Annotated in this window: 12 protein-coding genes; 5 read left to right on the top strand and 7 right to left on the bottom strand. The window is 65.0% G+C overall.

Translation table 11 applies throughout. The annotated features are described in order from the left end of the window. The first annotated feature begins 35 nt into the window (after nucleotides 1-35). Entirely contained in the window at nucleotides 36-833 is a 798-nt protein-coding gene (locus tag ASG84_RS02060) for a hypothetical protein (protein ID WP_057475345.1), read from the top strand. A 53-nt stretch (nucleotides 834-886) separates the two neighbouring features. Here ASG84_RS02060 and ASG84_RS02055 read toward each other — a convergent pair whose 3' ends face one another. Beyond that, nucleotides 887-2,239 carry a sialidase family protein gene (locus tag ASG84_RS02055; protein WP_057475344.1) on the bottom strand — a complete coding sequence of 451 codons (1,353 nt, stop codon included), beginning with the start codon at nucleotides 2,237-2,239 and terminating at the stop codon, nucleotides 887-889. Nucleotides 2,240-2,433: 194 nt separating this feature from the next. Here ASG84_RS02055 and ASG84_RS02050 point away from each other — a divergent pair, with 194 nt between their 5' ends. Further along, nucleotides 2,434-3,807 carry a WS/DGAT domain-containing protein gene (locus ASG84_RS02050; RefSeq protein ID WP_057475343.1) on the top strand — a complete coding sequence of 458 codons (1,374 nt, stop codon included), beginning with the start codon at nucleotides 2,434-2,436 and terminating at the stop codon, nucleotides 3,805-3,807. Nucleotides 3,808-3,882: 75 nt separating this feature from the next. Next, nucleotides 3,883-4,764: a PE-PPE domain-containing protein gene (locus ASG84_RS02045; protein WP_057475342.1), complete on the top strand. Its 882-nt coding sequence runs from the start codon at nucleotides 3,883-3,885 to the stop codon at nucleotides 4,762-4,764. 1 nt (nucleotide 4,765) lies between these two features. Here the strand turns inward: ASG84_RS02045 and ASG84_RS02040 are convergent, their stop codons facing one another. From ASG84_RS02040 to ASG84_RS02030, 3 genes are all read right to left on the bottom strand, one after another. After that, nucleotides 4,766-5,125, bottom strand: coding sequence for a VOC family protein (locus tag ASG84_RS02040; RefSeq protein WP_057475341.1), 360 nt, complete (start codon nucleotides 5,123-5,125; stop codon nucleotides 4,766-4,768). A 16-nt stretch (nucleotides 5,126-5,141) separates the two neighbouring features. Then, nucleotides 5,142-6,098, bottom strand: a complete 957-nt coding sequence (locus tag ASG84_RS02035; protein ID WP_057475523.1) for an alpha/beta hydrolase — start codon at nucleotides 6,096-6,098, stop codon at nucleotides 5,142-5,144. Between the two features lie 75 nt (nucleotides 6,099-6,173). Continuing rightward, nucleotides 6,174-8,087 carry an alpha-amylase family protein gene (locus tag ASG84_RS02030; protein WP_057475340.1) on the bottom strand — a complete coding sequence of 638 codons (1,914 nt, stop codon included), beginning with the start codon at nucleotides 8,085-8,087 and terminating at the stop codon, nucleotides 6,174-6,176. A gap of 71 nt (nucleotides 8,088-8,158) precedes the next feature. Here ASG84_RS02030 and ASG84_RS02025 point away from each other — a divergent pair, with 71 nt between their 5' ends. Further along, on the top strand, nucleotides 8,159-9,118 hold the full coding sequence (locus ASG84_RS02025) for an SDR family NAD(P)-dependent oxidoreductase (protein ID WP_057475339.1): 960 nt from the start codon (nucleotides 8,159-8,161) through the stop codon (nucleotides 9,116-9,118). An 18-nt stretch (nucleotides 9,119-9,136) separates the two neighbouring features. Here ASG84_RS02025 and ASG84_RS02020 read toward each other — a convergent pair whose 3' ends face one another. Next, a complete protein-coding gene (locus ASG84_RS02020; RefSeq protein WP_057475338.1) occupies nucleotides 9,137-10,885 on the bottom strand; it encodes a helix-turn-helix domain-containing protein in 1,749 nt (582 codons plus the stop codon). Between the two features lie 70 nt (nucleotides 10,886-10,955). Here ASG84_RS02020 and ASG84_RS02015 point away from each other — a divergent pair, with 70 nt between their 5' ends. Next, nucleotides 10,956-12,329, top strand: a complete 1,374-nt coding sequence (locus ASG84_RS02015) for an FAD-binding oxidoreductase (RefSeq protein ID WP_057475337.1) — start codon at nucleotides 10,956-10,958, stop codon at nucleotides 12,327-12,329. A 5-nt stretch (nucleotides 12,330-12,334) separates the two neighbouring features. Here ASG84_RS02015 and ASG84_RS02010 read toward each other — a convergent pair whose 3' ends face one another. Together ASG84_RS02010 and ASG84_RS02005 are read right to left on the bottom strand one after the other, a co-directional pair. After that, on the bottom strand, nucleotides 12,335-12,658 hold the full coding sequence (locus tag ASG84_RS02010) for a hypothetical protein (RefSeq protein ID WP_057475336.1): 324 nt from the start codon (nucleotides 12,656-12,658) through the stop codon (nucleotides 12,335-12,337). A gap of 127 nt (nucleotides 12,659-12,785) precedes the next feature. Continuing rightward, entirely contained in the window at nucleotides 12,786-13,337 is a 552-nt protein-coding gene (locus ASG84_RS02005; RefSeq protein ID WP_057475335.1) for a hypothetical protein, read from the bottom strand. Nucleotides 13,338-13,422 lie beyond the last annotated feature (85 nt).

The following is a 13,422-nucleotide window of genomic DNA, read 5'->3' as shown; positions in this document are numbered from 1 at the left end:
CGCAACATAAGTCACATCAGTCACAGGAGTCACACATGTCTCGACGCCTCAGCCGTCTGGCGGGCGCGCTCGCGCTCTCCTGCGCGGCATTGCTCGCCATCCCCGCTACCGCGGCAGCCGAGCCGGCACCGGCGGATCCGCTGGCCCAGGCAATCGCGGCACTGCAGGGTCAGGGCGGTGCTTCGCTCGCCGCAGCCAATGCCATCGCCGACTCGCGCACCCCGGTCGCCGAGGACGCGTCCGCCGATCCCTTCGCCGCGCTGGACGCAGCGAACAAGGCGCTCACCGACTTCGGCATCACCCCGTTCTTCTACCCGACAGCGGCTATCAACTGCGCTGCCACCCCGGGCGCGCCGCTCGGTATCGTCCCGGGCGTCGCGGGCGGAGCAGCAGGCCCGTGGCCGCAACTGAAGGCACCCGTACCGCTGCCGATTCCCGATCTCAACGCCGTCGACAAGGGCGAAACGATGTTCGCATTCGTCCCGGCCGGCATCGTGAACGACTCGGCCGACAAGTCCGGCATGCAGGTGGCGTGGTTCAACGTCAATACCCTGCAGGGTGGCTTCGCCGATTTCGGTGGGCTTGCCACCACTCTCGCCCAGTCGATCCTCGACAACTCCGGCATTCCGGCCGAGTTGAAAGAACTGGCCCGGCCTCTCGTGGTCAACGCACTGAACGCGTTGCCCGCTGCCGGTGCCCGCGCCGTACCCGTCGACACCGGATCGGGAACCGTGCTGGCAGCGGTGTTCGGCACGGTGAACCACAAGGCTCTCGACGGTAGCGACAAGAGCTGCTTCTTCTTCCCCACCGTCGGTCTGGTCGACGTCGCCTGATCTCGAACACCGAAAAGCTCTGCAGCGCAAGCGCTGCAGAGCTTTTTCTTTGTTCAGACTCGGACGACTCGGCCCAGCCGTCCGAGGACTGCCTGCATCTCGGTGCGTTCGGAACGCGCAGCCCAGGGGCGCTGCCGGTTTCTACCCCGCATCTGCATCACGGCACCTGTGAGGAGGTCACCGTTGGGGGCGAAGTGCACCCGAACGAGGTCGTCGAGCGAGCGCCCCAACACCAAATCTCTGACGCCACCGCGGAACCCGTGCGGAAGCAGTGGCGCGTCGGGTTCGTTGTACTTGCCTCCGACGAACACCGGACGAGCGGTGCGAAAGTCACGGCACTGCGCGATGAAGCCGTGAAATGCGCGCCCTCGCTCACGCCCGTAATAGGCAATACCCACTCGCCCGGACCCGGTGGCGGTGATAGCGCCGAGGCGGGCATCGCGCACTCCCGGTGCGGAGACAACCACCGGCCTCGACCAGGTCACCGTTCCATCGGCGGACCACGCGGCATGAAGCACCCCGTCGCGGTCCGGCCACACCACGTACACGTTTCCCTCGTCGTCGACGGCCGTCGACTCCGGCAGCCGATAGCGCGAACCGAGCAACAGGAAATGCAGCGGGTTGTGGTATCTCGCCAGGGCCGACCCCGGGACCATGCGGACATCCCAGGTCAGGCCCTCGTCGCGACTGACTGCCACTGCGAACCGTCGACCGTAACGGCCACCGATGTAGACCGTTCCATCCGGGCCGACGACGCCCTTGCCGAACGTGACGTACTCGCGGCTCGGCAGACCGGGGATGTTCTTCGGATCGATGTCGAATCCGCCGGCCACCTCCCACTTCACGCCGCCGTCGTACGACCGCCAGATCACCTGACGAGTCACATTGACCAGCGGTCGCACGCGCAACGCGAACGGCGTGGGAGCAGACAGGTACGTCACTCTCCCACTGCTCGAATTACGTGGTCCAGCAAATATTTTTGCGTTCATTCGAGCTTTGGAGGCCACCTTTCGGATGCGCCAGGTCTCCCCTCGGTCGTCACTGACGCCGAGAACGAATCCCGTCCGAAACAGATGCTGCGGTGCTGCGCCGAATCGGCCGACATGGAAGAACAGTCGATCGTCGACAGCGTCGAAGTACAGATACGGCCGACGCCGACCGTTCTGCATGCCCACCGGAACCGATGCGCGCCATGACTTTCCGGAGTCCGACGACCGCAACACACCGATCCCGTCGACGGTGAAGGCAGGGGCGAGAAAGACCGTGTCGTCCGACGCGACCCCGAGGGTGCAGGCCGCCGAGCCGTACTCGGTATAAGAGATGTCGGTGATGTAGTCGGCGGAGGCAGCAGCGCTGGTCGAGGAACGTAGACCTCCCCGATAACCCGAGGCAACCCTGGGCGTCACGACACCGACCGTGCGATCTCGCGGCGTCGCGGACGGAGGTCGAGACGATGCATTGAATCAGGCTAGCGGGGATACGGCGAGTAATCGCCGAGGCAATCGAAGAAGTCCTCGGCCCGCCGTAGTGAAACTTCACAGAACCGAACTGATCAGTTCGTAATCCGCCCCGTCACACCGTGGCGCTTAGGATTTCTCCTGTGCCCCGCGATCGACCCGCCAGCAGTCGCTCCGAGTCGACGCGTCTACACCCGGCCGACGCGCGGACGTACTGGATTGCGTCGAAGATCCCGAGCGACCAGTTTCTTCTGTACTGCTTCGACTCCGGTCCCGACGATCTCGATGCCGAGGTGGTCCGACTGCGCGAGCGCAGCGCTCGCATCGACGTACTGCGCCGACACGTCACCGAGGCACCGTTCGGCCTCGACTACCCCCGGTGGACGTCAGCGGATCCGCGCACCGACGCGATTGTCGTGAACCGGGCACCGCACACCTGGCGACAATGCCTCGAGGCGATCTCGTCGTCGTTCGAGCACCAGGTCGACCCCCGAGTATCGGTGTGGTGCCTACAGGTGTACTCGAACGTCTCCGACGCTCCGGGCGGATCAGGGCCGACTACCGTTGCTGTACTGCAACTTTCGCATGCTGCCGCCGATGGCATCCTGGCGTCGGAGACCGCCCGCGACCTCTTCGGTACACATCGACTCCCGCCGGTGACCGGGTGCACTTCGCGTTCCACCGGGACCGAACTCGCGTCCACAGTGCGTGCTGCTGCAGTCCTTCCGCTACGCGTGGCACTGATGGTTCGCGGTGGACTACGCGCTCGACGGGACGCGATGGCCCTCGGGCGAGCCACCGACTCGGGTTCGATCCCGCCGCCTGCCCGGTCGCGGGCACTGACAGCCCTCGACGTTCCGCCCACCGGCCGGACGTCCGTGCGGACCATCGTTCTGGCGAAGACCGATCTGCAGGCTGTGGGCACCACGGTCACCACGTTCGCCCTCACCGCCATATCGGTTGCACTGCAGGGCTTTCTCAGCGCTCCGGCCGATCTGGCCGCAGAAGTCACGCTCGCGCGACAGGCGCGTGGATCCGCTCGCAACAACTTCGGCAACGTGGGAGTCGGACTGTTCACCGCAGAACCGGACATCCGCGCACGCATGCTCCTCATCTCGGACGACCTGGCCGCACGCAGAGTCCGCGCGAGTCATCCACTGGCGGAGGCAGCTCGCGTTTCGCAAGACGACGTCGAAGTACACGTGCCGGCGTTTCTGGCCGAATGGGGAGTAGCGCAGTTCGATCCGACCGCGTCGCCACCGACGGTCACCGGCAACACCGTCGTATCCAGCGTCACGCGCGGTTCTGCGGACCTCACCCTCTGCGGCGGATCCGTCCGATTCACCGCAGGCTTCCCCGCCCTCTCCCCCGCCATGAGCCTCACCCACGGAGTGCACGGCATCGGCGACACGGTCACCATCGGCATCACGTCCAACAGCGTGGCCGTACCCGACCCGGACCGCTACGAGGCGCTCCTTCGCGACGCCATCGACCGAGTACGTGCGGCCTTGACCTGATCGGGACCGAACTGCCAGGCAGTTCTCAGCGTTCGGCGGGCGCCGGGCTCAGGTTCGCCCGTCAGACTCGACACCATGAACCAGGATCAGGTCACCGTGCTCGCCGTCGGAGGTACCGGCGAATCGCATCCGTCCGACCGTCGCACACGCGTCACCGGGCTGCTCGGCTGCGTCGTCGGCGAGCTCGACGACCGTTTCGCCGGCCGATGGGTCGGCTACCCGGCGTCGTACGGTCCTGTCGCACTGGGCGGACTGTGCTTTCGCCACAGCGCCGACATCGGTGTCCGCCGCCTCCGCCGCGCCGTCGAGAACACCACCGGACCTATCGCGCTGATCGGGTATTCCCAAGGCGCGAGCGTCGTCCGCGAGGTACTCGGACTCGTCGCCGACGGAACGATCGACGGCACCCGAATAGTCGCTGCGGGCTTGGTGTCCGATCCGCAGCAACCGGCAGGCGCGGTGAGCGGGTCCGCTGGACGCGGCGTCGCAGGCACGGGTCCGGCTCTGCCCGAGTCCATCCCGGTTCGGTGGATCGGCCTCGAGACCGACATGATCTGCAACGCCAGCGACGACAGCCTGATTCGCGACATCGCCGACCTCACCCGCTGGATGTCGTTTCGCACCCCGAGAATCTGGCTACGTGAACTCTGGACTCTGTTGCGCAGCAACAGCTTCCAGAACGCGACCCGGACTCGCCTGCGACCATCGCAATGGGTGAAGGATGTTCGACGCCTCCGCACCGCGGCCACCGAGGTGGCCGGCTATCTGCCGCAGTCGATGCGCTGGCACCGATTCGAATGGGCCAACCCCGGCGGTGGCCGACACATCGCCTACGCGCGTGAACCGTACGACGGTGAACTCACCGGATGCCAGGTACTCGCACGCTGGCTGGGCGAGCAAGAAGATCAGCGGCAGAACTCCAGCGGGAGGGCGTTGCCGACCTCGCGGGTGGCCTAGATCAGGTGCGCTTGCACAGGCAGAAAATGTGTCCCACGGGATCGCGGTACACCCAGAACGAGGATTGCGCGTGGTCGATGAGCACGGCCCCCGCGTCGACGACGAAGTCCCGTGCCTGTTCCATGTCGTCGACCACCAGGTCGAGATGGATCTTGATGCCCTCGCTCGGCCAGTCGATCGGGGTGAAGTCCGGTGCCCGCTGAAACGCCAGACGCAGTTCACCGGGACCATGGATCACCACCCAGTCGCCGTCGTCGCGAACCGGCTCCCAACCGAGGATCGTGCTGTAGAAGCGGGCCAGCTCAGCGGGTTCCGGGCAGTCCAGCACCGTGTAGTCGACGGTGATTCTCGGGGTCGTCATGGCGACAGAGTAACTATCAGCCGCCGACAGCAGGCGCGATTGTCTCGAACCATGCCTCGTGCAGATGCTGCTCCCAGTGGTTCCACCAGTGCACACCGGTACCGGTGATCTTGACGTTGGGTCGACCGCCCGCGGCCTGCAGCAGCGGAACGAATGCACGGCTGCTCATGCCGGCGGCAGTCTCGAGCGGCACCATCTGAGCGAACTTGACCGGGTCGAAGCGGCTGCTGGCAGGGTTGAACACGGGGTCCGTCGCCGGTGAGCCACTTCCCGACGAGACGAAGACTGCCGTGTTGCGCAACGCCCCGACGTTGAGGGACGGGTCGTTGCGGATCCAGTCCGCGGACGGCCAGGTGCCCCACATGTTGCGAGCGTTGCCGCCCATCTCGCCGACGGCCACCGAGATGCCCTGCGCAAATCCGGGGCTGCTCGCAGTCGGGTAGCCGCTGAACGATGCCACGGCCTTGAAGAAATCCGGATGATGCGCGGCCAGGTTGAGCGCGGAGGTGCCACTCATCGACAGTCCGGCGACAGCGTTGTTGACGTTGTCACTGCCGAAACGATCGGCCATGACGGGCGGCAGTTCCTGAGTGAGGAAGGTTTCCCACTTCACCCGTCCGAGTTTGGGGTCGTCGCGCTGCCAGTCGGAGTAGAAAGTTCCGCCGCCGCCGAACGGAATGACCACGTTGACGTGCTTGTCGGCGAAGAAGCTCTCGACGTCGGTCTCGATGAGCCAGCCGCTGTTGTTGTCGGGCGCGCGCAAGCCGTCGAGCAGATACAGGGTGGGCGCCGGTCCGCCACCGGCAGCTTTGAGTACCTTGATCGGGATGTCTTTGTCCATCGACGGCGAGTAGACGTAGACGAGCTCGGAATCGGCCTTCGCCACACCGGTCCCCATCAGCACCGTTGCCATCGTGGCGACCAACACCGCCACTACAGCGAGCACCAGACTTCGTATCCGAGCATGCAGCATCGACATTGTCCCCTTGTTCGTATCCAGCCCCACCGTCCCGGGGAGAGTAACAGCCCGGTCACGGTAGCGCTTCTTCTAGCGCAGAGGGCTGTCGACGATCCACCACGCCGCGTGGGGCGGCAACCACACCGATCCGGTGTCGTCGACGCGCAGATCGTGTTGCGACAGCACCTCGGTCGGGGCCGGTATACCGAGCTCGATCAGCTGCGCGTGAGCAAAGGGCCGGTGCTCGGCCGTCACGTTGTAGAGGCCGACCAGGGTGCCGCTCGGATGACGCCTGCGCACGACGAGCAGACCGTCGTCCGATTCGGTCTGCACGTCCACCGGCGCCTCGGCGTGCAACATCGGCAGACACGCGCGCACCTTCGCGATTCGAGCGATACCGTCGAACACCCGCTGCGCGTCGCTCCCCTGCTCGAACCGGCCGCCGCGGTCGGCGTCGGTGACGCGGGGACGATGCACCCACCTGTTGTCCTCGGCATGAGCCGGTTCGTCGGCCCAGTTCGGGTCGCCCGGGGAGCCGAGCTCGTCCCCACTCCACACGACGGGAATGCCGCCCCAGCCGGCAATGATGGCGTGCGCCAGGAAGATGCGCCCGAACGCGCCGTCGGAATCCAGGCGGGACGGGCCCAGGCCGGTGAGCGCGGCCGCGGTTCCACTGATCCGTCGGTCGCCGGTGTCGGGGTTGTACTGGAACACCAGGCCTTCGGCCCAGGAGCCGTCGAATTCTCCGGAATACCAGTCGGCCAGAAAGTGCCGATGGCCTGCGCCCGAAAGCCCGAGTGACGCCGCGTCGCCGTCGTCGATGGCCCAACCGATGTCGTCGTGGCAGCGAACGTAGGTCACCCAGGTTCCACTGGGCGGCGTCGGGGGCAGCGACGCCAACGCGTGACGCGCCAAAGCTGTACTGCCCGTTGCCAACATCGACCAGACCTGCACCATCAACGAGTTGTGGTAGGCAATGTCCGACACTCGTCCGGTGTGCCGCCCCTGGCCCAGGTACGGCAGCAGATCGCGGGGTCCGACGATCGCCTCGGCCTTGAACAACGTGGCCGGAGCAGCGAGTCGAGCGGTGGCGCGCAAGGCCTGGGTGACGGCATGCACCTCGGGTTGGTTCTGGCAGTTGGTTCCCAGCCGCTTCCACAGAAATGCGATCGCATCGAGGCGAAGCACTTCCACCCCGAGATTGGCCAGGTGCAGCACGATGCCCGCGAACTCCTGCAGCACAGCAGGATTGGCCCAGTTCAGATCCCACTGCCATTCGTTGAACGTCGTCCACACCCACTCGCCGAGTGTGCCGTCGAACGTGAAGCTGCCGGGAGCGAAGTCGGGAAACACCTCGGGGAGAGTGCGCTCGTACGAGTCCGGAGTGGTCCGATCGGGATAGATCAGGAAGTAGTCACGGTACTTCGGATCACCGGCACGCGCCTTGGCAGCCCACTCGTGCTCGCGCGCAACGTGATTGAGAACGAGGTCGACCACGAGACTGATGCCGCGCCCACGCAGGGTCTGGGCTAGTGTCCGCAGATCCTCGTTGGTACCCAAGTCTTCTCGCACCGAGCGGTAGTCCATCACCGCGTATCCGCCGTCGTTGTCGCCGGGCCGGGGCTGCAGCAGCGGCATCAGGTGCAGATAGGTGACACCGAGGTCGGTCAGGTGGTCGAGTCGCTCGCCGACCCCGCGCAGCGTCTCTCCGTACCGGTCGACGTAACAGGCATAGCCGAACATGTCGGGCTGCTGAAACCAGTCGGGCTCGAGCAGTCGGCGCTGATCGAGCCGGTGCAGATCCTCTGCCCGGGCAGCATAGGCGCGGGCAGCCGTCTCCACCAGGCCGGCCGCGACGCCATCGGGATCGGGGTAGACAGCGGTGACCGCGTCGTGCAGATCGGGAAACCACTGCTCGAGACGCAACTCGAACGTCTCGCGTCGGTGTGCGGGAAGTTCGGCGAGGATCTCGCGGGTGACATCGGAGACGGCGGGGTGAACCATGGACTCATTCTGGCATCGACGCCATCGTGCGGACGCGCATACATCCGGTTACCGCGGGGTATCAGAGCAGCATGTCATTGCTGAGCCGCACGGTCGACACGATCCTCGACAGAGCAATCGTTCCCGGATACTCCCGCATCGGTGCCACGGTGCGTCGCCGGTTCTGGGCCGCCGATCCGACGCCGTTTCCCTCCCCCATCGACATGGTGGTGACCGGTGCGTCGTCCGGATTGGGAACCGCCACCGCGAAAGAACTCGCGCGGCTCGGGGCGCGGGTGCACCTGGTGGGTCGATCCGCCGAGCGACTCGAAACCGCGGCCGCGGCGATCAGATCCGAGGTGCCCGACGCCTCGCTGGTGGTGCGTGAGTGCGATGTCAGCAACCTCGATTCCGTGGCGTCGCTGGTCGCGGCGCTGGCGTCCGAGCTCACGGCGGTGCACGCGCTCGTTCACTGCGCCGGAGTGATGCCGGCCGAGCGGCAGTTGTCGGCTCAGGGGCACGAATCTGCTTTTGCCACCCATGTTCTCGGTCCGGTCGCGCTGACGGTAGGACTGCGAGAATTGTTCGACGCCGGATCGCGGGTCGTGTTCGTCTCGAGCGGCGGCATGTATGCAGTGCCTCTGCAGAACTCCGACTTCGAGTACGAGAACGGCAAGTACTCCGGCATGACGGCGTACGCACGCACGAAGCGAATGCAGGTGGTGGTGGCCGAGCAACTGGCCGAACGTTTTTCGCTCGAAGACGATCCGGTGGTGCACAGCATGCACCCGGGCTGGGCGGCCACTCCGGGCGTCACCGGTTCGATGCCGCTGTTCGGTTCGGTGATGAAGCCGATTCTGCGCAGCGCCGACGACGGAGCCGACACCATCGTGTGGCTCGTGGCCGCCGATCCCGCGTTGACCAGCACCGGCACATTCTGGCACGACCGCGCGCCACGCCCGACTCACTACCCTTCCTGGCGGGGAGATTCACCTCGCGTGCGAGATGCTTTGTGGGCCAGCGTCGTCGAGGCTACGAGAATCGAGATCTGATAGCGGACTCGGACGCACTCACTTTCCGAGTAGGTCAGCGGATCTTCGTAGCCGCATCAGCACCTGAAGATCGAGAGCGTCGTCGGGGTCGCGCCAGTGCGTACCGATCAGCCGGTCGATTGCCTCGAGTCGTTGATAGAGCGTGTTGACGTGCACACCCAGGCTCGACGCAGTAGCCGAATGATGCCGTCCGTGTGCGAGATACACCGACAGCGTCTCCATCAAGGGAACCCCGCGCTTGTTCTGCTCCGCCATCAGAGGGCCCAGCAGTTCGTCGGTGAGCTCGTCCAAATGCTCACGGGCCATGTTGCTGAGCAGGATTCGATAGATCCCAAGACCGCGGGCCGAGGACACTTCACCGTCCCTGCCCAGGGTCGTCAGCACGTCGACGGTTTGTTGCGCCTCGCGGAATGCTGTTGACAGGGCGTCGGCACCTCGCGCGGGCTCGGAGATTCCTACCGTCGCTCCGGTGTTGATCATGCGGCGAACGGCAGCAGATTCTCGGGCTGGTACGACCAGCAGAACCCTCGAACCCTGCTCTGCCACCACTGATCCCGGAGGTAGTGCAATGGCTTCGAATTCGGCTCTCGACGCATTCCCTTGCCCCACTGCCACGCAGTACGTCACGTCCGGCGTCAGTCCGGCACGGTGGAACTGCCTGCGTTCGTCATCGGGTGACGAGGTGGGATGAAGAAGCAGATCCACCAGAAAGGCGTCCTGCGCGCGGCGTGCGGATTCCGCTGCGGCCCGCTCCTCGGCCAGTGACAACGCAATGGCCGGTGCGGCCCGATCGAGAAGTAAACGGGTTTGATGGTCCTCAGGTCCGACCGAGATCAACACCCCCAGAAAGTGACCCGCTGCCACCACCCGGTGAGCGGTCATCGCGTCGTCGACGGCCGTATCCGCGCCCGCCCTACAGCGGTCGACGAGGGTGTCGACCGTAGTTGCGGTGTACTCCAGAGCAGCCGGCACAGACGCAACATCCGCCACGAAATACGCCGGGCGTTCGGTGGCCGCAGCCACCTCGCGCACCAGACTCCGCACACCGCCCCCGTGGAGCACGACCTGCGTCAACGTGCGGTCCCATTGCAGTGTTTGTTCCAATTCCGCAGTGCGAATAGATAACTCGGCGTTGAGAGTTTCGAGCTTGTCGATCGCCCGAACGTTCTCGATCGCGATAGCCGCGTGTGCAGCCAGTGCCGACAGCAGTGCGATCTCACTGTCTGCGAAGTCCCGCTCCGACCGTTTGCAGGCAAACAGTGCGCCGATCACGCGGTCGCCCACCCGGAGCGGTACGCCCAGTAAGCCGCGCATGTTCTCCGACCGCGCAGCACTGTCCGCTCCCGTGATGTGTCGAAAGGCAGGTTCGTTCTGGTAGTCGGGGGTCCACGACGGCGAGGCACCGCGCACGATCAGCCCCACGAGCCCCTCGTCGAGCGTGAGTCTGATGCCCACGAGCTTCGGCGTCAGTGCACCGCTCGTGACTTCGATGACGAACTCGTTCCCATACACCGAACCCATGTAGGCCAGATCCACGCCCAGAAGTGTGCGCGCCTGGTCCACCACCTCCTGCAACAGAATCCGGTTGTCTCGCACGGTTGTCAGGCGCACTGCGATGTCGTTCAGCGCGGAGAGTTCGGTGCTGCGCTGTTTGCGTTGATCGAGCAATGCGCGCAGCCGCGACGCCGCGTGCGCCTCGGCGCCGGGATGCGCTCGACGTTGGGCTTCCAGTTCGTCGATGGATGCATCGTCCAGCAGCAATTCCATCCATGACTTCGAGGGCGTCATAGAGAAAACCTACATTGGCCGAGACGCAGGTCACAGCTAGAGTCGAGATATGTCGCTCGTCGAACAGTTGTCGAATTCTCTCCCAGCGGACCGCGTCGTCGTCGATCCCGACGTCATCGCGTCGTACCAGCACGACGAGGCCGAGTGGGCACCGTTTGCGGTGCCTGTTGCCGTCGTGAGGCCCCGTAGCGCCGAAGAAGTGCAGGCTGTGGTTCGCGCTTGCCTGGCTCATGGCGCACCCGTCGTCACTCGCGGGGCGGGCACCGGACTGTCCGGCGGCGCAAATGCCACCGAGGGATGTGTCGTACTCGCCCTCGACGGCATGGACGCGATCACGGAGATCGACCAGCTCGAGCGATACGCCGTCGTCGAGCCGGGAGTGGTCAACGATCACCTGCGAGCCGCGGTCGCCGAGCAGGGTCTCTGGTACCCACCGGACCCGGCCAGTGCACCGTGGTCCACCATCGGTGGCAACGTTGCCACCAACGCGGGCGGGCTGTGCTGCGTGAAGTACGGCGTCACCCGCGATTACGTCATGGGGATGCAGGTGGTCACCGGAACCGGAGAACTGGTGAGGCTCGGCCGCAAAACCGCGAAAGGTGTTGCCGGCTACGACCTTGCCGGCCTGATGGTCGGATCGGAAGGCACGCTCGGCATCATCACCGAGGTGACCCTCAAGCTGCGCCCGCTGCAGGACCCGCAGCGGACCGTCGCCGGCTATTTCGACTCGATCGTCGACGCCGGTCGTGCCGTGGCCGCGGTTGCTGCCGCCGGGTTGACGCCGTCTGCATTGGAGCTGATCGACAAACAGTGCCTCATCGCCGTCGACGCCTGGAAGAACATGGGCCTGTCGGTCGAGGCGAATGTGGTGTTACTCGGGCGGATCGACGATCCAGGGCTCATCGGAGACCAGGAAGCCGAGAAGATGCTGTCGTGCTTCGACGAGGCGGGGGCCACGTGGTCTGCAGTCTCGACCGATCAGGAGGAGGCCGACGCGCTGTTCGCGGCCCGCCGGTTGGCGTATCCGGCGATGGAGCGACTGGGTCCAGTACTGACCGAGGACGTGTGTGTACCGAAGAAGCATGTGCCCGAAATGCTTTCGCGTATCGAGCAGATCGGCCTGCGGTACGAGACGACGATCGCCAACATCGCCCACGCCGGTGACGGAAACCTGCACCCACTGCTCATCACACCGCACGACGACCTTCCGGCCCGTGAGCGCGCACAGGCCGCCTTTGCCGAGATCATCGACGCTGCTCTGGAACTCGGCGGCACCGTGACCGGTGAGCACGGAGTGGGGCTACTCAAGATGGACGGCCTGGTACAGGAACTCGATCCGGTCGTGTTGGACATGCACCGCGCGGTGAAAAAGGCACTGGATCCGCACGGAATCCTCAACCCGGGAAAGGTGTTCGCGTCCTGAGGGCCTTACTGTTGCGTTCGCAGACTTCCGTTGTGGAGCACGGTCACCAGCAGACTCGGCAGGCCGTTGACCAACAAGAGAACGGCCACCATGAGGCCCATCGCCAACCACGGCTCGGTCAGCCAGAAATGGTTGCCGAGCTGTAGCGCACCGACAATACTCAGTATCCATCCGGCAGCCTGGGCACGTCGGGCACGCTGGGCAGGTCTGACCGGATACGAGCCGTTCACGATGGGCAACCTACGGCCGTAGTTTTCACGAGATGCAATTCGAGCTGCCAGGACGTGAAGCAGTACAGCGAACGTGATGGCACACAACGCAAGCGACATGTGTCCACCACCCTCTCCCCGATAGGTTCCTGTCCGCGCAGTCTCGCAGGCCGGGTAGCAGTAGGCCAGGGCCCGCATACCAATGTTCACATAGTGGAAAGCGACCCGTGCACAAACGGTCGAGGGACTAAGCCCCCTGGCCGACATCCGTCCCGGTGTTGAACCACTTCCTGAGAAGCGCTGCAGCCGCCGCAGACACAACTAAGCCGACGAGCCCACCACACAGCGGCAGAATGAACCACAAATACCCCTGACTACTGAGCTCGATACGAAATGGTCGCGTATCGGTGAGTCCGTAATAGGTAGGCGGCAAAATATGCGCCCAGGCAGCCGCGCAGAGGCCGAGAAGACCGCCGGTCACCGTGCCGACAAGTCCAACCAGAGCAATCGGAACTCGGGGTTGCACAACACCGCGTGCACAGACAAACCCGAGCAGGCAGAACACCATGGTCGAGAACCCCGGGAACACGATCACAGTAGGAATCCACGTTGGTGCCGGCTCGAAATACTCGATCAGATATCCCACCACGACTGCGACCGAGGATTCGGAGGAAGCGGCCAACCGTTCCGAATCGAACCGCGGAGCCACGAAGATGTGCCACGAGATCGCAATCGCTACCCCCACCAGCAAACCCACTACCCCCGCCGCGAACGCGGCCTTACCTCGCTGACTGTTCACCGCGCCATCCGGACGTTCTCCCAGCTCCGGACCCGCCCACGACTTGTCATCCGTCGAGTATGTCCGGTGTTCGGCGCAGGAACTG

The sequence above is a fragment of the Rhodococcus sp. Leaf278 genome (assembly GCF_001426085.1).
GTDB lineage: Bacteria > Actinomycetota > Actinomycetes > Mycobacteriales > Mycobacteriaceae > Rhodococcoides.
Note: the sequence above shows the minus strand (reverse complement) of the source record. Positions and strands in the feature narration are given on the sequence as shown.

What these genes read in the sequence shown, in the direction of transcription:
- ASG84_RS02060 (WP_057475345.1), top strand. Translation starts at nt 36, where the DNA reads ATGTCTCGACGCCTCAGCCGTCTGGCGGGCGCGCTCGCGCTCTCCTGC.
- ASG84_RS02045 (WP_057475342.1), top strand. Translation starts at nt 3,883, where the DNA reads ATGAACCAGGATCAGGTCACCGTGCTCGCCGTCGGAGGTACCGGCGAA.
- ASG84_RS02040 (WP_057475341.1), bottom strand. Translation starts at nt 5,125, where the DNA reads ATGACGACCCCGAGAATCACCGTCGACTACACGGTGCTGGACTGCCCG.
- ASG84_RS02035 (WP_057475523.1), bottom strand. Translation starts at nt 6,098, where the DNA reads ATGCTGCATGCTCGGATACGAAGTCTGGTGCTCGCTGTAGTGGCGGTG.
- ASG84_RS02030 (WP_057475340.1), bottom strand. Translation starts at nt 8,087, where the DNA reads ATGGTTCACCCCGCCGTCTCCGATGTCACCCGCGAGATCCTCGCCGAA.
- ASG84_RS02025 (WP_057475339.1), top strand. Translation starts at nt 8,159, where the DNA reads ATGTCATTGCTGAGCCGCACGGTCGACACGATCCTCGACAGAGCAATC.
- ASG84_RS02020 (WP_057475338.1), bottom strand. Translation starts at nt 10,885, where the DNA reads ATGGAATTGCTGCTGGACGATGCATCCATCGACGAACTGGAAGCCCAA.
- ASG84_RS02015 (WP_057475337.1), top strand. Translation starts at nt 10,956, where the DNA reads ATGTCGCTCGTCGAACAGTTGTCGAATTCTCTCCCAGCGGACCGCGTC.
- ASG84_RS02010 (WP_057475336.1), bottom strand. Translation starts at nt 12,658, where the DNA reads ATGTCGCTTGCGTTGTGTGCCATCACGTTCGCTGTACTGCTTCACGTC.